The following is a 23226-nucleotide window of genomic DNA, read 5'->3' as shown; positions in this document are numbered from 1 at the left end:
TGCTGTCGGCGTCAGGCGGATTCTTCGCTGTCCGGCAGCGGCCACTGGTAACGTCGCACCACTTCATCACCATCGAAGGACTCCAGCTTGACCGGAAAGCCCCATAGCTGGTGAAGGTGTCGGATCACAGGGTAGACGCTACGCGCCAACGGACGCCGCTGATCCTGCACGTGCCTGAGTGTCAGCGAACGATCTCCTCGAATATCGGCCTCGAACACCTGAATATTCGGCTCCCTGAGCGACAGGGCGTACTGCGCGGACAGCGCCTCACGGACCCGCCGGTAGCCCCGCTCGTCATGAATCGCTGCCACCTCGAGCATGTCCTCCTGATCATCATCGACCACCTGGAACAGCTTGAGCTGACGAATCACCTTGGGTGATAGAAACTGCTGAATGAAGGACTCGTCCTTGAAGTTGCGCATGGCGAAATTCAGCGTTTCGCGCCAGTCGCTTCCCGCAATGTCCGGAAACCACTCCCGGTCCTCGTCATCCGGAGACTCGCAGAGGCGCTTGAGGTCGGTGAAGATGGCGAAGCCCAGCGCATAGGGGTTGATCCCGTTGTAGTAAGGGCTGTCAAAGGCGGGCTGACTGACGACGGCGGTATGGGACTGCAGAAACTCCAGAATCAGGCCTTCGTCCACGGCCCCTTCATCGAACAGCCGATTCATCAGCGTGTAGTGCCAAAACGTCGCCCACCCTTCATTCATGACCTGGGTCTGCCGCTGAGGATAGAAGTACTGGGCCAGCTTACGCACGATTCGCACGACCTCCCGCTGCCAGGGCGCCAGCAAGGGTGCATTCTTCTCGATGAAGTACAGCAGATTTTCCTGTGGCTCGGGGGGATAACGCCCGCCGCCGTGCAGCCCCAGCGGGTCATCGTCGGAAGACACAGGCGGCACCTCGATGCCGGCGTCACCCATGGGGATTGTCCGCCACAGGGTATTGACCTGAGCCTGGAGATAGTCTTCACGCTCTTTCTGCCGACGAGCCTCCTCTTCCGGCGATACCGGAGACGGCCGCTTGTAGCGATCCACCCCATAGTTCTGCAGCGCGTGACAGGCGTCGAGCAACTGCTCGACGGCCTGCACACCGTGACGCTCCTCGCACTGACTGATGTACTTGCGGGCAAACACCAGGTAGTCGACGATCGAAGAGGCATCGGTCCAGGTCCGAAACAGATAATTGCCCTTGAAGAAGGAATTATGGCCGTAGCAGGCATGCGCCATGACCAGTACCTGCATCATCAGGGTGTTCTCTTCCATCAGATAGGCGATGCAGGGGTCGGAGTTGATCACCAGCTCATAGGCCAGCCCCATCTGCCCACGACGATAGGCCTGCTCGACGGCCAGGAACTGCTTGCCGAACGACCAGTGATGGTAGCCCACAGGCATGCCCACGCTGGCGTAGGCGTCCATCATCTGCTCCGTGGTGATGATCTCGATCTGATTGGGGTAGGTGTCCAGTCGATACTCGTCCGCAAGCCGAGCGATCTCGGCCTCGAACTCGGTCAGGTCGTCGAAGCTCCAGTCCGAGCCGGTCGCAATGGGCTTGGCGTGACGTTTGGTCAAGGCGGTCATGGCAATTCCTCTTCGTCCAAGGCGCTGCTCGTCCAACATGCTTCGCTTGCAAGGGAGTCCGCTTGCAAGACACGGCTGTGGCTAGGGGTTTACCTGGCGAGGTGCTTCAACACACGGCACGCCCTTCACCGTGCTCCCCTTTGCCAGTCCCGCTGCCGCCGTAGGGCAGACCTGCGCCTGCCTACCCCCTTGCCGCACTGTCCGCACGGCGCTTGAACAAGGCCCGGAACACCGGATAGATGTCCCCGGGTTCAACAATCTGACGCATGGCAAAGCGGTCGGGATAGGCGGCCTCGACCCGCTCGTATTCTTCCCATAGTGCCTGGTGAGCGTGAGGCGTGATTTCCACATAGGTGAAGTACTGCAGGCGCCCCATCAGCGATTTGGTCAGCAGCTCCCGACAGTTGACCGAGTCATCGTCCCAGTTATCGCCATCCGATGCCTGGGCCACGTACAGGTTCCACTGGCCGGGGGGATAGCGCTTGTCGATGATCTCGTCGACCAGGGTGAGCGCACTGGAAACGATGGTGCCGCCCGTCTCCCGTGAGTAGAAGAATTCCTCCTCATCGACTTCCTTGGCGGCAGTGTGGTGACGCACAAAGACCAGCTCGACCCGCTCGTAGCTGCGCTCGAGAAACAGGTAGAGCAGCAGGAAAAAGCGCTTGGCGATATCCTTGTGGGCCTGGGTCATCGAGCCCGATACATCCATGACGCAGAACATCACGGCCTTGCTGGACGGCTGAGGCTGGTTGATCAGATGGTTGTAGCGAAGATCATAGGTATCGATGAAGGGAACCGCCTCCAGACGCCGCTCTAGGCGCTCGATCTCGGCCTTCAACTCCTGGATGCGAGCGGGATTCTTGAGCACGGGATCCTTGCGCTCCTCGACTTCCAGCGCTTCCTGAGCTTCCCGCAGCGCGCGACGAATCGGTGCACGCATGGCAATTCGACGGGCCTGAGCTTCTCGCATCGAACGCACAATGTTGATCCGAGCCGGCACGCCATCTCTCGAGACCCCGGCGCGCACGGGGCGCACTTCTTCCACATCCACCAGCGGCTTGCGCTCCAGATGGGGCAACTCGAGGCCATCGAAGACAAACTCGAGGAACTCCTCCCGGGTCAGGGTGAAGGCGAACTCATCCATGCCCTCCCCCTGGTTGGAGGCGCCACCCTCTCCACTGCCATCGCCACCACCGCCCCCGCCGTCTGGGCGACGCAGGCGATCACCTTCCTGAAACTCGCGATTACCGGGTGCGACAATCGAACGTCGCCCACCGCTGCCGTGCTGGAACACTGGCTCGGAGATATCGCGACTGGGGATGGAAACCTTTTCGCCTCGCTCCATATCGGTGATGGAGCGACGGTTGACGGCCTCCTCGACGGAGCGCTTGATATGGGTGCGATAGCGGTCAAGAAAGCGCTGGCGATTGACCGCGCTCTTGTTCTTGGCGTTCGCTCGTCGATCGATGAAGTAGGTCATGGGACCTCCTGGGCGCAGTCGACAAGGGTGTCCGGCGCCGGGCCTGGCCCGGCGCCTTCACGGCTACTGCGACTTGCGCACTCTCAGGTACCACTCCGACAGCAGGCGCACCTGCTTCTCGGTGTAGCCTCGATCCTTCATCCGTGCCACGAAATCCTCGTGCTTCTTGATATCCGCAGAGGACGCCTTGGCATTGAAGGAAATAACGGGCAGCAACTCCTCGGTGTTGGCAAACATCTTGTGCTCGATGACACCACGCAGCTTCTCGTAGGACTGCCACCCCGGGTTCATGCCGTTGTTCTGGGCACGCGCCCGCAGCACGAAGTTGACCACCTCGTGACGGAAGTCCTTGGGATTGGAGATGCCCGCCGGCTTCTCGATCTTTTCCAGCTCATCGTTAAGCGACTGGCGGTCGAACAGCTCGCCGGTCTCGGGATCCCTGTACTCCTGGTCCTGAATCCAGAAATCCGCATAGGTGACATAGCGATCAAAGATGTTCTGACCATACTCGGAGTAGGACTCCAGGTAGGCGGTCTGAATTTCCTTGCCAATGAAGTCCACATAGCGCGGCGCCAGGTACTCCTTGATATAGCGCAGATAGCGCTCGAAGGTCTCCTTGGGCAGCTGCTCCTGCTCAAGGCGCTGCTCGAGCACGTACAACAGGTGCACCGGGTTGGCCGCCACCTCGTGATTGTCGAAGTTGAAGACCTTGGACAGGATCTTGAAGGCAAAGCGCGTGGACAGACCATCCATGCCTTCATCGACGCCGGCGCTGTCGCGATATTCCTGAATCGACTTGGCCTTGGGATCGGTGTCCTTGAGGTTTTCACCGTCATAGACCCGCATCTTCGAGTAGACGCTGGAGTTTTCCGGCTCCTTGAGACGCGACAGCACCGAGAACTGGGCGAGCATGCGCAAGGTATCCGGTGCACAGGGCGCCTCATTGAGCGACGAATGCTCCAGCAGCTTCTTGTAGATGTTGATTTCCTCGGACACCCGCAGGCAATAGGGCACCTTGACGATATAGACGCGGTCGAGGAACGCCTCATTGTTGCGGTTGTTGCGGAACGCCTGCCACTCACTCTCGTTGGAGTGCGCCAGCACGATGCCATCGAAGGGAATCGCGCCCATGCCCTCGGTGGGGTTGTAGTTCCCTTCCTGGGTCGCCGTCAGTAGGGGGTGCAGCACCTTGATGGGCGCCTTGAACATCTCGACGAATTCCATCAAGCCCTGATTGGCCCGGCACAATCCTCCGGAAAAGCTGTAGGCGTCAGGATCATCCTGGGAATACATCTCCAGCTGGCGGATATCGACCTTGCCCACCAGGGACGAGATATCCTGGTTGTTCTCGTCACCCGGCTCGGTCTTGGCGATGGCGATCTGGTTGAGGCGCGAGGGGTACAGCCTGACCACCCGGAACTGCGAGATATCACCGCCGGACTCCTTCAGCCGCTTGGCGGCCCAGGGCGACATCACGCTGCGCAGGTAGCGAGCGGGGATACCATACTCTTTCTCGAGCAGCTCTCCGTCTTCCTCTGGCGAGAACAGCCCGAGCGGAGACTCGTGCACCGGCGACCCCTTGATGGCGTAGAACGGCACACGCTCCATCAGCAGTTTGAGGCGCTCGGCCAGGGATGACTTGCCGCCCCCCACGGGGCCAAGCAGGTAGAGAATCTGCTTTTTCTCCTCCAGCCCTTGGGCGGCGTGACGGAAGTAGGCCACGATCTGCTCGATGGCCTCCTCCATGCCGTGAAACTCACTGAACGCCGGATACCGACGTATCACCTTGTTGGAGAAGATTCGCGCCAGTCTCGGGTCCTTGGCGGTGTCAATCACCTCAGGCTCACCGATGGCCTCCAGCATTCTCTCAGCCGCACTGGCGTAGGCGGAAGGGTCTTGACGGCAGAGTTCCAGATATTCCTGCAGGGACATTTCTTCCTGCTGGACGCGAGCGAAGCGGTTCTGCACGTGGTCGAAGATGCTCATCGATGCCTCCTGTGATGCCCGGGACTCGCTCTTGGCTCTCAGGCCTTTCCCGTCAGCCAGCGCCAGTCACGAGTGGGTACTCTCAGCGTAGAACAGCATTAGCCAAAAACGATGTGCAGGTCTTCAACGCTGAGCGTCCTTACCTATAAGAACTCTTGCCAGCAGAAGCGTTTCGTTGTCCAGACGAAATTCGGCGTAAGAGGGACCATGAACATGATAAGCGAGGTATTCACTAGCCGTGAAAGCGACGCCCGCCGCTTGATCACGGGGCTCGTCACTGTCTACCGCGCCATCTTGCCGCAGCCACCAAAATTGCACACAACGGCACACTTCTTAAGTAATTTTCATCACGCTTGCCTGGGGCGCGAGCCAGATCCTGATGGGCTGGCCCGACGCCACCAGAATGACGGCTCTAGAAGGACGCCGCCAACCTCACCCCCTGGTCAATGGCACGCTTGGCGTCGAGTTCGGCCGCCTCATCGGCACCGCCGATGATGGAGACAGCGACACCCGCCGCCTCGAGGGGCGCCACGAGTTCGCGCACCGATTCTTGACCGGCACACACCACGACCGTATCCACCTCCAACACACGCGGCTCGCCCTCGACGCTCAGGTGCAGCCCTTGATCATCGATATGCCGATACTCGCAGCCAGCCATCGCGGTCACACCTCGATGACGAAGGGATGCCCGGTGCACCCAACCTGAGGTGGTGCCCAACCCCTTGCCCGGCTTGGACGTCTTGCGCTGAAGCAAGTAGACCTGTCGTGGCGACTGCGGCCGGCGGGCCGGCTTCAGCCCCCCTGGCGTGCTGACCTCAAGATCCACCCCCCACTCGTCGCACCAATCCTGCAACGGGTCATCACCAGGAGCCGTATGGGTCAGCAACTCCGCCACATCGAAACCGATACCGCCAGCGCCGATGATGGCCACCCGGCGCCCGACACGCTGAGGAGCATCGATGGCCTCGGCGTAACTCATCACACTAGGATGATCACTGCCGGGCAACGCCAACGGTCTGGGTCTGACGCCGCTGGCCAGCACCACACGATCGAAGGCCAGGAGATCGTTGACACCCGCCTCGCAGGAGAGCCTGACGTCGACTTCCAGCTTGTCCAGCATCACCTGGAAGTAACGCAGCGTTTCGTCAAACTCTTCCTTGCCGGGAATGCGGCGCGCAAAATTGAACTGCCCACCCAGGATTGGCTGACGTTCGAACAGGGTAACCCTGTGCCCACGCTGCGCGGCACTGACTGCCGTGGCGAGCCCTGCAGGACCACCACCCACCACCGCCACGGACACTGGCTGGTCAGCGGGTTCAAGCGTCAGCTCCGTTTCATGACAGGCGCGGGGATTGACCAGACAGGACGTCAGCTTGCCCTGGAACGTATGGTCGAGACAGGCCTGGTTACAGGCGATACAGGTATTGATCTCGGCAGCACGCCCCTCCCTCGCCTTGCTCACCCATGCCGAATCCGCCAGCAGCGGACGCGCCATGGACACCATGTCAGCATGTCCGTCGCGCAGCACCCGCTCGGCCACATCCGGCATGTTGATGCGATTGGTGGTGATCAACGGGATCGAGACGGCGTCTTTCATGCGTCGCGACACCTCGGTGAAAGCGGCTCGCGGGACGCTGGTCACGATGGTCGGGACTCGCGCTTCATGCCAACCGATGCCGGTGTTGATCACGTTGGCACCGGCCGCCTCAACCGCCTGGCCCAGCGCAATGACCTCGTCGTAGGTACTTCCGTCCTCCACAAGGTCGATCATCGACAGTCGGTAGATCAACAGGAAACGCTCTCCCACCGCCGCACGGACGCGGCGCAGAATCTCCAGCGGGAAGCGACAGCGATTGTCGAAGCTGCCCCCCCAGCGATCCTCGCGCACATTGGTTCGGCGGCAAATGAACTGATTGATCAGGTAGCCCTCGGAGCCCATGATCTCGACGCCGTCATAGCCTGCCTGCTGCGCCAGACGCGCGCAGCGCACGTAGTCCTCGATCTGCTGCTCGACCTCATCGTCACTGAGCGCTCGCGGCTGGAAGGGGTTGATGGGAGCCTGCAGCGCCGAAGGGGCTACCAACTCCGGTGAATACGCGTAGCGCCCCGCATGCAGAATCTGCATGCAGATGCGGCCCCCCTGTGCATGTACCGCCTCGACAACACCGCGGTGATCATCGAGCTGCTCAACCGAGGTCAACTGCGACGCCCCCTGAAAAACGGCGCCCTCCGCATTCGGTGCAATGCCACCAGTCACGATCAGCGCCACGCCTTCGCGAGCACGTTCGGCGTAAAAGGCGGCCAGACGGGAAAACCCCTGCGGCGCCTCTTCCAGATTGGTATGCATGGAGCCCATCAACACGCGATTGGGCAATTCCAGGTGCCCCAGTCTCAGTGGGGCCAGCAGGTGGGGATAGGCGGTCACGGCGCGGTCCTTGGCAGCCTTGGCTGCAATCTTGTTGTCGTGAGGTCCGGAACTGGCACTGCATCAGGGCAGCCAGTCTACGGCTATTTTCAAACAACTGTATGATAGCGAGTCAATCCTCGCCACCCCAGAAAGGCAAAAAGCAGCGACACGATGCGAACCCCGCCAGCGCCATGGGCTAGCCCATAGCGTCAGTGTGGTGTAAACGCCTTGAGGGGACCCATAACGAGAAAAGCCCCGCTGCAGAAGCAGCGGGGCTTTTCGGAATAACTGCCGGCAACGTGACCGGACTTTTTTCCAGCGTGTGCTGGGTCGAGCGAAATGGCGGACCGGACGGGACTCGAACCCGCGACCTCCGGCGTGACAGGCCGGCATTCTAACCAACTGAACTACCGGTCCGCGTGGTGGGTGATACCGGATTCGAACCAGTGACCCCCAGCATGTGAGGCTGGTGCTCTAACCAACTGAGCTAATCACCCACATCATTTCACACGGTGCGATGCCTCAAGTTTCCTGGAGCTCATCGACTTTGGCGTGTCATCGTGGCGGACCGGACGGGACTCGAACCCGCGACCTCCGGCGTGACAGGCCGGCATTCTAACCAACTGAACTACCGGTCCACATTGATGACGATTCGAGAAGTGACGTTGGCGGACCGGACGGGACTCGAACCCGCGACCTCCGGCGTGACAGGCCGGCATTCTAACCAACTGAACTACCGGTCCAACGTCTACAACTCTACGTGTCCAGCCATCACCAAGGTGATGGTGGGTGGTACAGGGTTCGAACCTGTGACCCCCAGCTTGTAAGGCTGGTGCTCTCCCAACTGAGCTAACCACCCCTGGTCACGTGGCGCTGCATTCTACAGAACATCGGGGGGATGTCAACGCGGTCAAACCATCTTTCTCGTTTTTTTTGTCGCCTATTTTGCCCGTGCATTCATCGACTTGGGCGGAAACGCAGGCGGCACAAGGGCTCACGAGATTCAGCGGCCCTCCGCAACGAGCCAAAACAGCCGTAAAAAAAATGGCGAGACCCATCCCCCTGACCGTAGCGGCCTCAATTCACCTGCATCAACGTTGCTGCGCATTTTGCCGCGCGCTGCATCAGTTCGTCTCGTGTCACGCCGCTGGCACGCCGGGTCAGCCAGTCGTGATCACCGTCCTCCAGCCATTCGACGGTGGCCACCTCGGGCAAATCATAGCCTTGCACTTGCTCGAGGGTGCCAAACGGATCTCGGGTGCCCTGCAGCACCAGCGTTGGACACTTGAGGCGAGGCCAGTGCGCCAGGCGAAGTCGTTCGGGCTTGCCCTGGGGGTGAAAGGGATAACCCGCTACCACCACTCCAGGTGCCGTCTCCTCGGCCGCCAGCAGGGTCGCCACACGCCCACCCATGGACTTGCCCCCCAGCCATAGGCGGCCAGGCACGCTATGCGACAAAACGTCACGCCAGGTGCGCAGCTCATCGACCAGAACATCGACCTTGGGCGGCGGGCGCCGGCGCCCAAGCGCCTTCATCTGGCGCATGTAGGCGAACTCCACTGACAAGGTCGCCACTCCGGCGTCGGCCAGCGCCTTGCGCCAGGCGACCAGAAAGGGTGAATCGTGCCCAGCGCCTGCACCATGCGTCAAAAGAAGTAGGTCGTCACTGGCAGGGCCCGCCAGGATGCAGGGTCCAATGCCCTCCCATTGCCCGTGATGTTCTCCGTGAAACGGGCTTTGCCGGCGCAATTCCTGACCAAAAATGTCGGATAAAAGATTTTCAGACATGGACAAATTTCCAAAGTTCACTGCCACCAGTGGCTAAGTGCCAGCCCTAGCCGTGCTGGTCTAGAATTCTGAATGGTTGTTGATCTGCATCATTCTGAGACTGCCGCTGGGTAGGCACTATGGCCGGGGGATCGTCCCCTTTACGCGATCGATGGGAACCTGATCATGAGCACAGCATTTGAACATCCGACCTACAACTACAAGGTGGTCCGGCAGTTCTCGATCATGACGGTGGTATGGGGCATCGTGGGCATGGCCCTCGGTGTCATACTTGCTGCCCAACTGGTCTGGCCGGAACTCAACCTTGGCTTGCCCTGGACAAGCTTTGGTCGGCTTCGCCCCCTGCACACCAACGCAGTCATCTTTGCCTTCGGCGGATCCGCGCTGTTCGCGACCTCCTATTATGTGGTCCAACGCACGTGTCAGGTAAGGCTGATCAGCGACAAGCTGGCTGCCTTTACGTTCTGGGGCTACCAGGCCGTCATCCTCTGCGCCGTCGCCACCCTGCCCCTGGGCCTCACCGAGGTCAAGGAATACGCCGAGCTGGAATGGCCCATCGACATTCTGCTCGCCGTCGTCTGGGTATCCTATGCCATCGTGTTCCTCGGCACGGTCAAGATTCGCAAGACCTCGCACATCTACGTGGCCAACTGGTTCTTCGCCGCCTTCATCCTGACGGTGGCGGTGCTGCACATCGTCAACAGCGCGGCCATTCCCGTCACCGCCACCTACTCCATCTCCCTCTACTCCGGGGCCATCGATGCCATGGTGCAGTGGTGGTATGGACACAACGCGGTGGGCTTCTTCCTGACCGCCGGCTTCCTGGGAATGATGTATTACTTCGTGCCCAAGCAAGCCGAGCGCCCGGTCTATTCCTACCGTCTGTCCATCGTCCATTTCTGGGCATTGATCATGGTGTACATGTGGGCCGGCCCGCACCACCTGCACTACACCGCGCTGCCTAACTGGGCCCAATCCCTGGGCATGGTCATGTCCATCATCCTGCTGGCCCCCTCCTGGGGCGGCATGATCAACGGCATGATGACCCTGTCGGGCGCCTGGCATAAGTTGCGTACCGATCCGACGCTGCGCTTTCTGGTGGTCGCCCTGTCCTTCTACGGCATGTCGACCTTCGAAGGGCCGATGATGGCGGTGAAGACCGTCAATGCCCTGTCTCACTACACCGACTGGACCATTGGCCACGTCCACGCGGGAGCGCTGGGCTGGGTGGCAATGATCACCATCGGCTCGATGTATCACCTGATCCCCCGCCTGTTCGGTCAGAACGAGATGTACTCGGTCAAGCTGGTGGCAGTGCACTTCTGGCTGGCCACCATCGGCACCGTGCTGTACATCGCCGCCATGTGGGTCAACGGCATCCTGCAGGGCCTGATGTGGCGCGCCATCAATGCCGACGGCACGCTGATGTACACCTTCGTCGAGACCGTGGAGGCCAGCGGCCCCGGCTACATCGTGCGCCTGATCGGCGGTCTGTTCTGGGTGACCGGCATGCTGATCATGGCCGTCAATGTCGCGATGACCGTCAAGGGTTCCGCCAAGAGCGGTGCTCCCCTGCCACAGACCGCCTGAGTCAATGAAGGACCGAGACTGACATGAGACACGAGATCATAGAAAAGAACGTCGGCCTGATGGCGGTGCTGGTGCTGGTGGTGATCAGCTTTGGCGGCCTGGCCGAGATCGTGCCGCTGTTCTTCCAGAAGCAGACGACCGAGCCGGTGGATGGCCTCAAGCCACTGACAGCGCTGCAACTCGAGGGCCGTGACATCTATCGCCGGGAAGGCTGCGTCGGCTGCCACTCGCAGATGATTCGTCCCTTCCGGGCGGAAACCGAACGCTACGGCCACTACAGCGTGGCAGGCGAATCCGTCTACGAGCACAACTTCATGTGGGGCTCCAAGCGAACCGGTCCGGATCTTGCCCGCGTCGGCGGTCGCTACAGCGACGACTGGCACCGCGCGCACCTGTACAACCCGCGTGACGTGGTGCCTGAGTCGATCATGCCGGCGTATCCCTGGCTGTTCGAGAACACCCTGGATGGCGAACACACCCCAGCCAAGATGCGCACCCTCCAGACCCTGGGCGTGCCCTATACCGACGAACAGATCGCCAGCGCGACCAGCGATGTTCGCGGCGAACGGGAGATCACCGCGCTGGTGGCCTACCTGCAGCAGCTTGGCACCGTACTGCCCAACTCGGCAAAGAGCCCGTAACCATGGATATCGGAACCTTTCGCGGCATTCTCACCGGCATTCTGCTGGTCGCCTTTCTGGGCCTGGTGGCCTGGGCGTATTCCAGCCGTCGCAAGCGCGAGTTCGAACAGGCAGCCAACCTGCCGTTCGCGGATGACGACGAGCAACCGAACCGTGACCGCATGGCCGAGCAACAGGCCGATTCCCGAAAGGACAGGGGAGAAAAGAACACATGAATACACTCTGGGGTGATGCCCTCTCAGGCTTCTGGAGCGCCTGGATCATCGTCATCACGCTCGGCACGATTGGCTTCGCCTTCTGGCTGCTATGGGCCAATCGCAAGACCGACAAGCGCCCTGATGCAGACGGTACTGTCGAGACCACCGGCCATACCGCCGACGGCATTGCGGAATACGATAACCCGCTGCCACGTTGGTGGTTCCAGCTCTACGTTGCCACCGTGATCTTTTCACTTGGCTACCTGGTGCTGTATCCGGGCCTGGGCAATTTCGCCGGCGTGCTGGGCTGGAGTCAGGAAGGCCAGTGGGAGGAAGAAGTGGCCCAGGCCGAACAGCGCTTCACACCGATCTTCGAGAAGTATCAGGAAATCCCGGTGCCGGAGTTGATCAAGGATGCCGAGGCCATGCAGATTGCCGAGCGTATCTTTCTCAACAACTGCGCGATCTGCCACGGCTCGAATGCCAAGGGCGGCTACGGATTCCCCAACCTGACTGACACGGACTGGCTGTACGGGGGCGAGCCCGAGCACATTGTCGCCACCATCGAGAACGGGCGGAACGGACTGATGCCCTCGTGGCAGCAACTCGGCGCCGACAACATCGAGAACCTGACTCAGCATGTGCTGTCGCTGTCCGGCCAGGCCGAAGATGCTGAGCGCGCTGACAAGGGGGGCGCGGTGTTCGGATCGGTGTGTGCGGCGTGTCACTCGCCTGACGGTACTGGCAACCAGGCGCTGGGAGCCCCCAACCTGACCGACGAGACCTGGTTGTACCAGGCACCGGGACAGAGCCTGGCCGACTCGATTCGCCAGACGCTGCGTAACGGCCGCAATGGCCATATGCCTGCCCAGGCCGCCTACATCGGCGAGGAGCGCGTGCATCTGGTGGCGGCCTACGTCTACAGCCTGAGCCAGCCTGCGCAGTAATCCACAAGAGGGGGCCACCCCCGTATCCAGTGCGGCCAAGCGCCGCACTGGCCTCTCACCTACCTGACGATCGCTAGACTGACCGTCGTCACAACGACGAATGATCGGTCAGCGATGCGAGCCTGCCATGAGCGACAAGATACCCACCCAAGATGTGACCGACAGCGCGGTATCCCACCACACACCCGAAGCCCCCTCGTCACACAGCATGTACGAGAGCCGCCGTCATATTTACGTACGCGAGATGAAGGGCGTCTTTCAACGGGCCCGGCGTGCTGCCAACTGGGCGCTGATGCTGGGATTTCTGCTGTTGCCTTGGGTGCCATGGGGAGACCGTCCTGCGGTCTGGTTTGACCTGCCGGGTCGCGAATTCCACATCTTTGCGGCGACCTTCTACCCCCAGGAGTTCGTGCTGCTGTCCTGGCTCTTGATCATCTGCGCCTTTGGCCTGTTCTTCATCACGGTGTTTGCCGGCCGGGTATGGTGTGGCTACACCTGCCCCCAGAGCGTCTGGACGTTTCTGTTCATCTGGGTCGAGCATCGTGTCGAGGGGCCACGCAACCGCCGCATCAAGCTGGACAAGCGCGCCCTTGATGCCGATAAGCTCCTGCGCAAGAGCGCCAAGCACGCGATCTGGCTGATCATCGCCGCCGCCACCGGCATCACCTTTGTCGGCTACTTTACGCCCATCAAGGGCCTGGTCGTCGACCTGGCCACCCTGTCAGCCAACGGCTGGTCCTACTTCTGGGTCGGCTTCTTCATTGTCTTCACCTACCTCAACGCTGGCTGGCTACGGGAGCAAGTGTGTCTGTACATGTGTCCTTATGCCCGCTTCCAGTCGGTGATGTTCGATCGCGATACGCTGATCGTCTCCTACGATTATCATCGAGGTGAGCCCCGTGGCCCCCGCAAGCGCAGTGCCGACCCCACCGAGCAGGGACTCGGCCACTGCATTGACTGCGAACTCTGCGTCCAGGTCTGCCCTACCGGCATCGACATTCGCGATGGCTTGCAGTATCAGTGCATCACCTGCGCCGCCTGCATTGATGCCTGCGACAGCGTCATGGACAAGATGGGCTACCCTCGGGGTCTGGTTCGCTACACCACCGAGCATGCCCTTGACGGCAACAAGACCCATTTGCTCAGGCCACGCCTGATCGGCTACCTGGTGGCGTTGCTGGTGATGATCGGGCTGTTTATCTGGACCCTGGCCGACCGCACCCCGCTGGACGTCGACGTCGAGCGCGATCGGGCGCGGCTGTTTCAGACGCTGAGCGATGGGCGTATCGCCAACTCGTACGCCATCACCGTGCGCAATCTCGACAATCAGGCACACCGCTATCTGATCGAAGTCACCGGCATCGAGGGCCTGCAGAGCGATACCGAGTCACTCGAGGTACCCGCCAACGCGTCCCGGCAGCTGGTGATGACGCTGAGCGTAAATCCTGCTTTGATGGAACAGCGTAGCGCCGACATCAGCGTCCGCCTGCACGCTGAAGACGATCCCTCGGTCGCGGTGGAACGCGAAAGTCGATTCATAGGAGTCACCCCCTGATGTCTTCGTCCGATCCCCAGGTGCCGCCCTGGTACAAGCAGTTCTGGCCCTGGTTTCTGATTGCTTTGCTGCTGTCGTCGGTCACCTTCAGCATGGTCTACCTGGCGCTGTCGATCCGCTATTTCGATGGCTCGGTACCGGACGACTATTACAAGGAGGGGCTGGCGATCAATGTTCAGCTGGAAAAGCAGCAGCGCGCCGAAGCCCTTGGGCTGGCAGCCGATCTGCGGATCGATGCCACCACCGGGGACGTGGTCGTCCAGCTGCTCGGCGAAGAGCGCCCCGAGCGCCTGCAGCTGGAGCTGAAGTTTCCCACCGATGGGGATCGCGACCGCCTGCTGACCCTGAGCCATACCCGTAGTGGGCAATATGTTGGCACCCTGGAGCGCAACCTTCGCTACCGCTGGTACCTGCAGCTCCAGCCATGGATCGAGGACGGCAGCGGCGATGATGCTGCATGGCGCTTGACCGGCGAGGCCGAATTCCCGCGAGACGGCACCATTCACCTGACGCCAGGTCTGTGATGCCGGCTACCGATACTCCGCGGTCCTGCTACCACTGCGGCGCCACGGTGGAAGCAGGAGCCCCCTGGTCGATCACCATCGATCAGCAAGCGCACCCCCTGTGCTGTCCCGGATGCGAAGCCGTGGCTCACGCCATTGTCGACGGTGGCCTCGATAGCTACTACCGCTTTCGCACCGCCATGCCTGAGCGTCCCTCGGCCACGCCCGCGGACGCCGAACGCTACCAGGTCTTCGATGACCCCGGCCTGCAAGCCCGATTCGTGCGCCAGCGCGACGGGCATCAGGTCGCCACCCTGGCGGTGGACGGCATCACCTGCGCCGCCTGCGCCTGGTTGATCGAGCATCGCCTGAACGCTCTCGATGGTCTGGCCAGCAGCGCCGTCAATCTGTCGCAACATCGCCTGCAGGTGAGCTGGGACCCGAGCCAGCTGACGCTGTCACGCATTCTTGCCGAGATGGCGGCCATCGGTTACCCCTCGCAACCCTACGAACCCGACCAGGCTCAACTGCGCCTCAAGCACCAGTCGCGCCAGATGGTTCGCCGCTTGATAGTGGCAGCGGTAGGCATGATGCAGGTGCTGATGTTCTCGATCCCCCACTACGTCGACAGCGGGGACCTCAGCGCCGATTTCGACCAGCTGTTTGCCTGGCTATCACTGGCGCTGACGACGCCTGTCGTGCTGTATGCCGCTCAACCGTTCTTCCTGGGCGCCTTGCGGGACGTACGCTCGCGCATACTCGGCATGGATGTTCCCGTCTCCCTGGCCATCGGTGGCGCCTACCTGGCGAGCTGCTGGTCGGTGGTCAGCCAATCGGGAGATCGCTACTTCGATTCGGTCAGCATGTTCACCTTCTTCCTGCTGTTCGGTCGCTACCTGGAATCCCGCGCCCGCGCCCACTACGGGCGCCAGGGCAACGTTCTGGCCAGCGCCTTGCCCAGCGCTGCAGTGCGCGTCGAGGCCAATGGCGACGAACGGGTCATTCCCGCCAGCAAGCTCGAACCGGGTGATCGCGTGCGCGTCAGTCCTGGCTCACTGATTCCGGCTGACGGCGTCCTGACATCAGGCGTGGCACAGATCGACGAGTCGCTGCTGACCGGTGAGTCGCTGCCCTCACTACGACGACAGGGCGATATCGTTCACGCTGGCACGCTGTGCATCGACAGCCCGGTGGAGCTCGACGTCCTGCGTGTCGGGGACGCGACCCGCGCAGCTGGCATCCTTGACCTTACCGACCGAGCCTTTGCCCATCGCCCGCGTATCGCCAAGGTGGCAGAGCAGGTGTCTCACCGCTTTGTCCTGAATCTGCTGATCATCACCACCCTGGTCGCCATGGCCTGGTGGTGGATCGACCCCAGTCGCAGCCTGTGGGTCACTCTGTCGGTACTTGTCGTCACCTGTCCCTGCGCCTTGGCACTGGCCACGCCTACCGCCTTGACCGTCGCCCACGGGCGTCTGCGTCGCGCCGGCGTGCTGGTCGCTCGCGCCGATGCGCTGGAAACCCTGGCCCGCCTCGACCGCATCATCTTTGACAAGACCGGCACCTTGACTCGAGGTCAGCTGCGCCTGGCCGAGCACCGACGCCTCACGGCAGACTGCCTTGCAGACATCGACCCTCGTCAGCTGGCCGCTGCGTTGGAAGTCGGCTCGGAGCACCCGGTCGCCCATGCCTTCCGGCCCTGGCGCGACGCCCGAGTCACGGCCAGCGACATTCGCAACGTCCCCGGTCAGGGCGTGGAAGGTTACGTGGCTGGGCAGTGTTGGCGCCTTGGACGCCCGGACTTTGCCCTGGCCAGCCAGCCCCCCCTCGACATACCAGGCGACGGCCTGTGGCTGCTGCTGGCATGCGAGGGGCAGGCTGTCGCCTGGTTCCAGCTACACGACCAGCCCCGCACAGACGCCGCCATGACCCTTGCGGCTATCCGCGAAGCGGGTATCGAGATCGAGATCCTGTCCGGCGATCGCCCCGGCAACGTTCAGCCCCTGGCCGATCAGCTGGGGGTAGCGCAGTGGCACGGCAACGCCAGTCCCGAGGACAAGCTCACATTGGTCCGCAAGCGTCAGCAAGCGGGAGAGGTCGTTGCCATGGTGGGAGATGGCATCAACGATGTGCCCGTTCTGGCCGGGGCGGATCTCGCCATTGCCGTTGCTGGCGCCAGTGACCTGACACGCACTCGCGCCGACCTGATCTTGCTCGGCGAGCCGCTGGAGCGTATCGTCCAGGCTATCCATAGCGCACGCCAGACGCGCCGCATCATTCGCCAGAACCTCGCCTGGTCAGTGCTCTACAACGTCGTCGCGCTGCCCGCCGCCGCGTTGGGCTTCGTGCCTCCGTGGCTCGCCGCCATCGGCATGTCGATCAGCTCGCTGCTGGTCATAGGCAATGCCCTTCGCCTGAGACGCGCGGCGCCGCCATCACCCTCACGTCTTGCCGTAGCGGCGCATGCTCAATGAACATTCTCTATCTGTTGATACCGCTGTCGCTGATCCTGTTGAGTCTGGCGGTATGGGCGTTTTTCTGGGCGGTCCGCAACGATCAATTCGACGATCTGGAGGGTCCTGCCTATCGCATCCTGTTCGAGGACGAAGACCCGCCGACATCGAACCCATCCAGAAAGCCGGCAAAAGAGACACCGGTCGATGACACAACAGCCGACGAACATGATTCCACGCCACCCCCTGGATCCTGAGCAGAACGCATGAACCCAGTAGGTCTAGACCTGCCGCCCGCGATGGCGGCTTTTGTCTTCGGGCTGCTTGGCGGAGCACATTGCATCGGCATGTGCGGCGGTATAATGAGCGCCCTGACCTTTGCCATTCCCCCGAGCATGCGCCACCCTGTTCGTGTAGGAATTTTACTACTTGGCTACAACTCGGGACGTCTGTTCAGCTACTGCCTGGCAGGCGCTATGGTCGCAAGCCTAGGCTCTGTGGTGGCGCTGGCACCGGGCATGCGGGACCTGCTGCAGGTGGTTGCCAGCCTGATGCTGATCACGATGGCGCTTTACATTGCCAACCTGTGGAAAGGGCTACGCTGGCTGGAGGCATTGGGCCAGCGCCTGTGGAGGTACCTGGAGCCAGCAGGACGTCGCCTGTTGCCAGTGGTCAAGCTACCTCAGGCGGTTGCACTCGGGGCCATCTGGGGCTGGCTGCCCTGTGGCCTGGTGTATTCCATGCTGGCATGGAGCATGGCCATCGCAGACCCTGCCCGTGGAGCACTACTCATGCTCTGCTTTGGCCTGGGGACGCTACCGGCACTGGTGACAACAGGGATTGCTGCGCGTCAGCTGCAGAGTTTGCTGGCACACCCTGCCACACGATTTATGGCAGCGGGCATGATTGTCGGTTTAGCTGTGTGGAATATCCTACAAATTGTAGGAAATTGACGATTATCATATCGCCGCCAGATTATTGAGGCAAAAGAGGTATATGCTCCTTTGGCCTAATATCTGTGTGTAGAATAGCGACAATAGCATGCAGCAAGGGAAAGCCAGTTTCCTACATGCTTTGCTCATCATAAACCCCAGACCCACAGGAGCTGCGAATGAGTCCATCGGCCCAAGATCGACGGCGCCCCATGCTACACGAGACTCGTTGCGAGTCCTGCAGCTTGAGCTCCCTGTGCCTTCCGTTGTCGCTGGAGACCGCTGACCTCGAGCGCTTCGATTCCATTATCCGCCGTCATCCTCCGATCAAGAAGGGCACTCGCCTGGTCGAGCAGGGAGATCGCTTCACGAGCGTCTTCACGGTTCGCTCCGGTAGCCTCAAGCAGATCACCACCGAAGGTAGTGGCGAAGCGCAGCTGACCAACTTCTTCTTGCCCAGTGAACTGGTCGGCCTGGACGGCATCGACGACGGCAGATACCCCGGCAGCGTGGTGGCACTCGAGACCACGACCGTATGTGAGATTCCCTTCGATCGCCTTGACGCCCTGACCCAAACGCTGCCGGAACTACGCGCGCAACTGTTCCGCACCCTCAGCAAGGAGCTGCGCGAGGATCGCCGCATGATGCAGCTGCTGTCGCGCAAGACCGCTGACCAACGACTGGCCTGCTTCTTCCTCGGACTGTCGGACCGTTTCCGCCGCCGCGGCTACTCGCCGTTCAGCTTCCGCCTGTCCATGTCCCGGGCAGATATCGGCAACCACCTGGGACTAGCCGTCGAAACGGTCAGCCGCATTCTGGGGCGCTTTCAACAGCAGGACCTGGTGGCCGTCTCTGGACGGGAGGTCAATATCCTGGACCTCGCCTCACTGTCGAACCTGGCTGACACCGACGCCAGCTGATCCGCGGCGCTGACAGGGCCTGCGGCCGACAGCGACCGATAGACGTCGTGCCACGCCACGAGCCCAGCCCCCCTAGGTAGGGCGACGATATACCGACTCCATCAACAAAAGAGGCCGCATCCCAGGATGCGGCCTCTTGCTATCTTATCGGGACGAGCGTTCAGACATTGAAGAGGGCCACTGCGTGATGTAGCCCTAGCTCGCTTCGCGCTTCAGCAGTGCCTTTTCAGCAAGGCATGTTCAGCAGGGGCTCTTCAGCTGGGCTTGTTCAGGCGAGCTTAGTCGGCGTCAACGATATCAATACGCCGAGCCTGGCGATGCGCCTGCACGGCCTCCAGACCTTCAAAGTCGAACAGCTCCCGGTCCGCCAGCTGCGAGGGTGCCACGTTGGTCACGGCCTTGAACATGCTCTCCAGGCGCCCTGGGTGCTTGGCCTCCCACTCTGCCAGCATTTCCTTCACCACCTGGCGCTGCAGGTTGGGCTGCGAACCGCAGAGGTTGCAGGGAATGATCGGAAAGGCCATGGCATCGCTGTAGGCCTGGATGTCCGCCTCGCGGCAGTACGCCAGCGGCCGGATGACAATGTTCTTGCCATCATCGGACAGCAGCTTGGGCGGCATGGCCTTGAGACTTCCCCCGAAGAACATGTTGAGGAACAGCGTCTCGAGAATATCCTCGCGGTGGTGTCCCAGGGCAATCTTGGTCGCACCGATCTCTTCCGCAAAACCGTACAGCGACCCTCGGCGCAGTCGCGAGCACAGCGCGCAGGTGGTCTTGCCCTCGGGGGTCTTTTCCTTCACCACCGAGTAGGTGTCACGCTCGAGGATGTGGTAGTCCACGCCAATGCTGTCCAGGTAGTCCGGTAGCACGTGCTCGGGAAAGCCGGGCTGCTTTTGGTCGAGGTTGACCGCCACCAGGGAGAAGTTCACCGGCGCATTGCGCTGCAGGCTGCGGAGAATCTCGAGCATGGTGTAGCTGTCCTTGCCGCCGGACAGGCATACCATGACCTTGTCGCCTTCCTGAATCATGCCGTAATCGATGATGGCGTTGCCGGTCTGACGCCGCAGACGCTTCTGCAGCTTGTTGAACTCGCGCTTGGCCTTGGCCTGGGCGCGCTCGTCGTCAGCTGCCGGGGACGCGGCATCACGACGGTCGAGGACACGGGGATCAAACAGGGAGGCGGAAGCGGGCTGAGCAGACATGGGCAGGGCACATCACGGCTGAAAATGAAGACCCGCTAGTCTATCACTCACGTCCGCCACAGGCGAAGAAGTCAGCAACCACTCACCCCTGCGATTACGCTGGTTCACAACCGCATGTCCTGGGCCAAGGTGCTTTTGATTAGCCGCCCTGTGACAAGACGACCTGTGGCTAGACGACTTGTAGTGCCAGCAGATAGCGCGCCACCACACCAAGCAACAGCAGCAAGATGCCGAAGCGTTGCCAGGCGTGCTCACTCACCGTCAGCGTCAGACGCTTCTCCCAGAACTTGACCATCCCCCACAGGTCACGGGTGCGGCGATAGTACTGGCAGTAAGCCACCATCACAGCCAACAGGCCAAGCGATAGCAACGTCGGCTCAAGCAACATCATCAGACCATGAAGGCTCATGCAAAGATCTCCCCATTACGGTGACTGTTACGGCACCTGACACGCCGCTCGTCCCAGGTCACGCGTGGTGACAGCGGCGTGGATGGCATCATCGAGACGACTCGGCCAGCGCGTCGGCGTCCAGCCGCAAATGCATCAGTGCCGTAGTGACGGCATCACCCAATGCGGTATGCCGTCCCATGATCGGCACTCCCAGGCGCTCTGCCAATTGTTCGAAAGTCGGCTGCAGCTCAAGTTCGGGGTGGCTGCGCCGCATCCGCTTGCGGTACTGCTGCGCCACATCGATGGTGGCGTTAGGCAACGAGAAGCCAAACTCCGCCTTGAGATAGCGATCGAGCATGGCCAGGTCAAAGTCGATGCACCACCCCACCAGCGGACGGTTGCCGATGAATTCCAGCAGCGTCTCGAGGGCATCACGCACCGGCATCCCACCCTCAAGATCGACCCCACGCAGGCGGTGAATCTTGATGGAATCACCATCCAGGCTGGCCGGGGGCTCCAGCCGCAGATCAAGCGACTCGCTGGTCAACACGCGCCCATCGTGGATCCGCACTGCCGCAATCGACACCAGTTCGGCGCGACGCGTATCCAGGCCGGTGGTCTCGCAGTCGATGGACACCAACTCATCACCGGTGTAGGGATTGAAAAGCCAGGCAAAATCGCCATCGGCTTGACGACGGCGGTCGGCCGCACGTCTGATCGCTCGCAGCATGGGGTACTCTCCTAAACGAAACCACTGACGCCAGGTCAGTTTTCCCTGAGGCGATGCCTCGACGCTCATGCATACTCCAGGTGATAACGATGGGACAGACTGCCCTTGAACTCCTTCACTAGATGAAGTGCCTCCCGCAACAGGTCACGCTCCAGGGAGTTGAGGGACTGCACCACCACGTTGTCGCTGGCCAGGAGATCATCGCGCTGGCACCTGAGCTGGGCCTTGAGCCTCAGCTCACTGAATAGTGACAGCGCCTCACCGAGGTCTTCCGCCACCTCTGCATCGAGGCGACCGAGCCTAGCCAGAGCGGACAGGCGATCGTGGGTCGAGGTCTCGCGCAGACCAGCATCCAGCGCCATGGTGCGAACCCCATGAACGATCGGGAAGATGCCCCCTTTCTTGATGTCGATGCCGTGTGCGGGCTTCTTGAGCGAGCCGAACAGCGTCAATGGCGTAGAGAACCGCAGTACCGCGCGGGCCAGATGGGTCAGCAACAGCGCGTTGCCCCTGGTCTCCTCGATCAACACATCACGCAGGCGGTCCACCAACGCCATGTCACCTGCCACGCCAGCGACATCCACCAGAATCGCCAGGCTCATCAAGCTATTGCCATCCGGTTCCGCGACCCATCGCCGAATACGCCCGCGCCACTGCTCCAGCGTTCCTGTCCATTGGGGATTGGACACCATGATATTGCCTGGGCAGCGCGGATAGCCCAGGTCCATCAGCACCTCGGTAAAACGACGACTGTCCGCGGCCAGGTCCGGCCACTCGAGGTCGTCCGGGAGAATCAGCGCGTTGTCCTGATCCGTCTTGAGGATCTGTTCGCCCCTGCCCTCACTTCCCAGCACGACAAGACAGACCCGGTCGCGCTGAGGGGCGGGCATCGAAAACTGCCATGCCTTGCCAATAATGCGACCGTTAAGCGCTGACAGCATGCCCATGGCAAAGCGCATGCGAATTCCCTGCGCCATCAGTGCATCGATCAGCTCAGGCGTGCGCTGGCTGGCCTCGTTCAGTTCCGCCAGGCTGTCAGCCTGCTCCACCTGAAGACTGACCACATAGCTGCGACTGGAGAAATAGCTCAGCACATCGGTCAACTCGACCACGCCTTCCAGCGCGCCTTCGTGATAGACCACCACCCTGGCCACCTTGTGGCGGGTCATCTCGATCAGCGCTTCGAACAGGTACTGGTCCCTGGTGACGCTCACCAGTGCCAGGCCAGCGATACCTTCCAGGGCATCGCCCCCTCCCCGCTCCTGCATCACCAGCGCATCGAGCAGGTCGGTCTTGGTCAGCATTCCGGGGCCTTCCGCGGTATCCACCAACAGACTGTCGGCGCCCTTCTCCTTCAGCGTGAGCACCGCCTGACGAATACTGATGGACGGGTCCACCAGCAGGGGTGGCCGCATGCATTCATGCACCTTGGCCAGCATGAAACCGGCCAGCGTCACGCCGCCATCGGAACGCCGCTCCGCCAGCAGCCGCGTCTTGCTGACCAGACGCTGGTGAAAGTAATCGGAGAAGTCCTCGGACTGTTCGCACAGCGAGAGGAACAACGCCCTGGGCATCAGGTAGCACAGGGTTTCCTGTTCGGCGACAAAACGATAGCGGCTCTGGCCGTTGATGACGCTGATCGCGCCAAACAGATCGCCACTGGTGTAGTGGCCGATACGTCCCCCGGTGGAGGACTCGTTCATGTCCAGTTCGGCGACTTCGCCCTTGTGAATCACAAAGACGAACTCGCCGGCCTGTCCAGCCTCGAGAATCACTTCATCCCGCGCGTAGTACGCCAGATCAAGCCCTGCGCGAATACGCTCGCGTCCGGCATCATCCAGCAGCGCAAAGGGAGGTTCTGTGACATTGATGTCGATCATCGTTCGCTCCGTGCTCAACCCCGGCTGTCCCGGGGCTGAGCAGGTTG

The 23226-nt window shown here is 61.4% G+C and carries 19 protein-coding genes and 5 tRNA genes; 10 read left to right on the top strand and 14 right to left on the bottom strand.

What is annotated here, in order from left to right:
• Positions 1-11: 11 nt before the first annotated feature.
• The 10 genes from KUW18_RS08005 to KUW18_RS07960 all read right to left on the bottom strand — a co-directional run bounded on the left by KUW18_RS08005 (position 12) and on the right by KUW18_RS07960 (position 9238).
• The gene (locus KUW18_RS08005; RefSeq protein WP_206941386.1) at positions 12-1577 is read right to left on the bottom strand and encodes a SpoVR family protein; all 1566 of its coding nucleotides are present in this window, start codon (positions 1575-1577) and stop codon (positions 12-14) included.
• 181 nt (positions 1578-1758) lie between these two features.
• Positions 1759-3057 carry a YeaH/YhbH family protein gene (locus KUW18_RS08000; RefSeq protein ID WP_222162705.1) on the bottom strand — a complete coding sequence of 433 codons (1299 nt, stop codon included), beginning with the start codon at positions 3055-3057 and terminating at the stop codon, positions 1759-1761.
• A gap of 63 nt (positions 3058-3120) precedes the next feature.
• Positions 3121-5043, bottom strand: a complete 1923-nt coding sequence (locus KUW18_RS07995; protein WP_206941388.1) for a PrkA family serine protein kinase — start codon at positions 5041-5043, stop codon at positions 3121-3123.
• Positions 5044-5455: 412 nt separating this feature from the next.
• A complete protein-coding gene (locus tag KUW18_RS07990) occupies positions 5456-7468 on the bottom strand; it encodes an NADPH-dependent 2,4-dienoyl-CoA reductase (protein WP_222561140.1) in 2013 nt (670 codons plus the stop codon).
• A gap of 322 nt (positions 7469-7790) precedes the next feature.
• Positions 7791-7867, bottom strand: a tRNA-Asp gene (locus KUW18_RS07985).
• Positions 7868-7870: 3 nt separating this feature from the next.
• Positions 7871-7947, bottom strand: a tRNA-Val gene (locus KUW18_RS07980).
• A 64-nt stretch (positions 7948-8011) separates the two neighbouring features.
• Positions 8012-8088, bottom strand: a tRNA-Asp gene (locus KUW18_RS07975).
• A gap of 28 nt (positions 8089-8116) precedes the next feature.
• Positions 8117-8193: transfer RNA gene (locus tag KUW18_RS07970), tRNA-Asp, on the bottom strand.
• Positions 8194-8233: 40 nt separating this feature from the next.
• A tRNA-Val gene (locus KUW18_RS07965) sits at positions 8234-8309 on the bottom strand.
• 218 nt (positions 8310-8527) lie between these two features.
• Complete coding sequence (locus KUW18_RS07960; RefSeq protein WP_222561139.1) at positions 8528-9238, bottom strand: alpha/beta family hydrolase; 711 nt, start codon at positions 9236-9238, stop codon at positions 8528-8530.
• A 165-nt stretch (positions 9239-9403) separates the two neighbouring features.
• On the opposite strand from KUW18_RS07960, the gene ccoN reads away from it, so the two are divergent.
• From ccoN to fnr, 10 genes are all read left to right on the top strand, one after another.
• Entirely contained in the window at positions 9404-10828 is a 1425-nt protein-coding gene (ccoN, locus tag KUW18_RS07955; RefSeq protein WP_222162702.1) for a cytochrome-c oxidase, cbb3-type subunit I, read from the top strand.
• Between the two features lie 23 nt (positions 10829-10851).
• A complete protein-coding gene (gene ccoO / locus KUW18_RS07950) occupies positions 10852-11469 on the top strand; it encodes a cytochrome-c oxidase, cbb3-type subunit II (protein ID WP_222162701.1) in 618 nt (205 codons plus the stop codon).
• Between the two features lie 2 nt (positions 11470-11471).
• Complete coding sequence (locus tag KUW18_RS07945) at positions 11472-11684, top strand: cbb3-type cytochrome oxidase subunit 3 (RefSeq protein ID WP_206941393.1); 213 nt, start codon at positions 11472-11474, stop codon at positions 11682-11684.
• Positions 11681-12613: a cytochrome-c oxidase, cbb3-type subunit III gene (gene ccoP / locus KUW18_RS07940; protein ID WP_222162700.1), complete on the top strand. Its 933-nt coding sequence runs from the start codon at positions 11681-11683 to the stop codon at positions 12611-12613. The genes KUW18_RS07945 and ccoP overlap by 4 nt, the downstream gene beginning before the upstream one ends.
• 127 nt (positions 12614-12740) lie before the next feature.
• Positions 12741-14168: a cytochrome c oxidase accessory protein CcoG gene (gene ccoG / locus KUW18_RS07935; protein WP_261317352.1), complete on the top strand. Its 1428-nt coding sequence runs from the start codon at positions 12741-12743 to the stop codon at positions 14166-14168.
• On the top strand, positions 14168-14692 hold the full coding sequence (locus KUW18_RS07930) for a FixH family protein (protein WP_206941396.1): 525 nt from the start codon (positions 14168-14170) through the stop codon (positions 14690-14692). Before ccoG ends, KUW18_RS07930 begins: the two co-directional genes overlap by 1 nt.
• On the top strand, positions 14692-17145 hold the full coding sequence (locus KUW18_RS07925) for a heavy metal translocating P-type ATPase (protein ID WP_206941398.1): 2454 nt from the start codon (positions 14692-14694) through the stop codon (positions 17143-17145). The genes KUW18_RS07930 and KUW18_RS07925 overlap by 1 nt, the downstream gene beginning before the upstream one ends.
• On the top strand, positions 17142-17381 hold the full coding sequence (gene ccoS, locus KUW18_RS07920; RefSeq protein ID WP_206941400.1) for a cbb3-type cytochrome oxidase assembly protein CcoS: 240 nt from the start codon (positions 17142-17144) through the stop codon (positions 17379-17381). The genes KUW18_RS07925 and ccoS overlap by 4 nt, the downstream gene beginning before the upstream one ends.
• A 9-nt stretch (positions 17382-17390) precedes the next feature.
• Positions 17391-18077, top strand: coding sequence for a sulfite exporter TauE/SafE family protein (locus tag KUW18_RS07915; RefSeq protein WP_206941402.1), 687 nt, complete (start codon positions 17391-17393; stop codon positions 18075-18077).
• A 158-nt stretch (positions 18078-18235) separates the two neighbouring features.
• Positions 18236-18976, top strand: coding sequence for a fumarate/nitrate reduction transcriptional regulator Fnr (fnr, locus tag KUW18_RS07910; protein WP_222561138.1), 741 nt, complete (start codon positions 18236-18238; stop codon positions 18974-18976).
• 278 nt (positions 18977-19254) lie between these two features.
• Here fnr and ttcA read toward each other — a convergent pair whose 3' ends face one another.
• The 4 genes from ttcA to KUW18_RS07890 form a co-directional block, all read right to left on the bottom strand.
• On the bottom strand, positions 19255-20178 hold the full coding sequence (gene ttcA / locus KUW18_RS07905) for a tRNA 2-thiocytidine(32) synthetase TtcA (protein WP_224851979.1): 924 nt from the start codon (positions 20176-20178) through the stop codon (positions 19255-19257).
• Between the two features lie 169 nt (positions 20179-20347).
• Positions 20348-20587: a hypothetical protein gene (locus tag KUW18_RS07900; RefSeq protein ID WP_224851978.1), complete on the bottom strand. Its 240-nt coding sequence runs from the start codon at positions 20585-20587 to the stop codon at positions 20348-20350.
• An 88-nt stretch (positions 20588-20675) separates the two neighbouring features.
• Positions 20676-21299 (bottom strand): 3'-5' exonuclease, encoded by a 624-nt coding sequence (locus KUW18_RS07895; protein ID WP_206941407.1) that lies wholly within the window; start codon positions 21297-21299, stop codon positions 20676-20678.
• Positions 21300-21364: 65 nt separating this feature from the next.
• Positions 21365-23179 (bottom strand): DUF294 nucleotidyltransferase-like domain-containing protein, encoded by a 1815-nt coding sequence (locus KUW18_RS07890; RefSeq protein WP_206941408.1) that lies wholly within the window; start codon positions 23177-23179, stop codon positions 21365-21367.
• Positions 23180-23226 lie beyond the last annotated feature (47 nt).

This window comes from Halomonas sp. DP5Y7-2 (assembly GCF_019802025.1).
In the GTDB taxonomy this organism is placed as follows: domain Bacteria; phylum Pseudomonadota; class Gammaproteobacteria; order Pseudomonadales; family Halomonadaceae; genus Halomonas; species Halomonas litopenaei_A.
This window is presented reverse-complemented; position numbering and strand designations above follow the sequence as displayed.

Excerpts from the sequence above, each read along its gene's own strand:
- ccoS (WP_206941400.1), top strand. The coding sequence starts at position 17,142 with ATGAACATTCTCTATCTGTTGATACCGCTGTCGCTGATCCTGTTGAGT.
- KUW18_RS08005 (WP_206941386.1), bottom strand. The coding sequence starts at position 1,577 with ATGACCGCCTTGACCAAACGTCACGCCAAGCCCATTGCGACCGGCTCG.
- KUW18_RS07900 (WP_224851978.1), bottom strand. The coding sequence starts at position 20,587 with ATGAGCCTTCATGGTCTGATGATGTTGCTTGAGCCGACGTTGCTATCG.
- ccoN (WP_222162702.1), top strand. The coding sequence starts at position 9,404 with ATGAGCACAGCATTTGAACATCCGACCTACAACTACAAGGTGGTCCGG.
- KUW18_RS07895 (WP_206941407.1), bottom strand. The coding sequence starts at position 21,299 with ATGCTGCGAGCGATCAGACGTGCGGCCGACCGCCGTCGTCAAGCCGAT.
- ccoG (WP_261317352.1), top strand. The coding sequence starts at position 12,741 with ATGAGCGACAAGATACCCACCCAAGATGTGACCGACAGCGCGGTATCC.
- KUW18_RS07925 (WP_206941398.1), top strand. The coding sequence starts at position 14,692 with ATGCCGGCTACCGATACTCCGCGGTCCTGCTACCACTGCGGCGCCACG.
- ttcA (WP_224851979.1), bottom strand. The coding sequence starts at position 20,178 with ATGTCTGCTCAGCCCGCTTCCGCCTCCCTGTTTGATCCCCGTGTCCTC.
- KUW18_RS08000 (WP_222162705.1), bottom strand. The coding sequence starts at position 3,057 with ATGACCTACTTCATCGATCGACGAGCGAACGCCAAGAACAAGAGCGCG.
- KUW18_RS07995 (WP_206941388.1), bottom strand. The coding sequence starts at position 5,043 with ATGAGCATCTTCGACCACGTGCAGAACCGCTTCGCTCGCGTCCAGCAG.
- KUW18_RS07945 (WP_206941393.1), top strand. The coding sequence starts at position 11,472 with ATGGATATCGGAACCTTTCGCGGCATTCTCACCGGCATTCTGCTGGTC.
- ccoP (WP_222162700.1), top strand. The coding sequence starts at position 11,681 with ATGAATACACTCTGGGGTGATGCCCTCTCAGGCTTCTGGAGCGCCTGG.
- KUW18_RS07960 (WP_222561139.1), bottom strand. The coding sequence starts at position 9,238 with ATGTCTGAAAATCTTTTATCCGACATTTTTGGTCAGGAATTGCGCCGG.
- fnr (WP_222561138.1), top strand. The coding sequence starts at position 18,236 with ATGAGTCCATCGGCCCAAGATCGACGGCGCCCCATGCTACACGAGACT.
- ccoO (WP_222162701.1), top strand. The coding sequence starts at position 10,852 with ATGAGACACGAGATCATAGAAAAGAACGTCGGCCTGATGGCGGTGCTG.
- KUW18_RS07915 (WP_206941402.1), top strand. The coding sequence starts at position 17,391 with ATGAACCCAGTAGGTCTAGACCTGCCGCCCGCGATGGCGGCTTTTGTC.
- KUW18_RS07930 (WP_206941396.1), top strand. The coding sequence starts at position 14,168 with ATGTCTTCGTCCGATCCCCAGGTGCCGCCCTGGTACAAGCAGTTCTGG.
- KUW18_RS07890 (WP_206941408.1), bottom strand. The coding sequence starts at position 23,179 with ATGATCGACATCAATGTCACAGAACCTCCCTTTGCGCTGCTGGATGAT.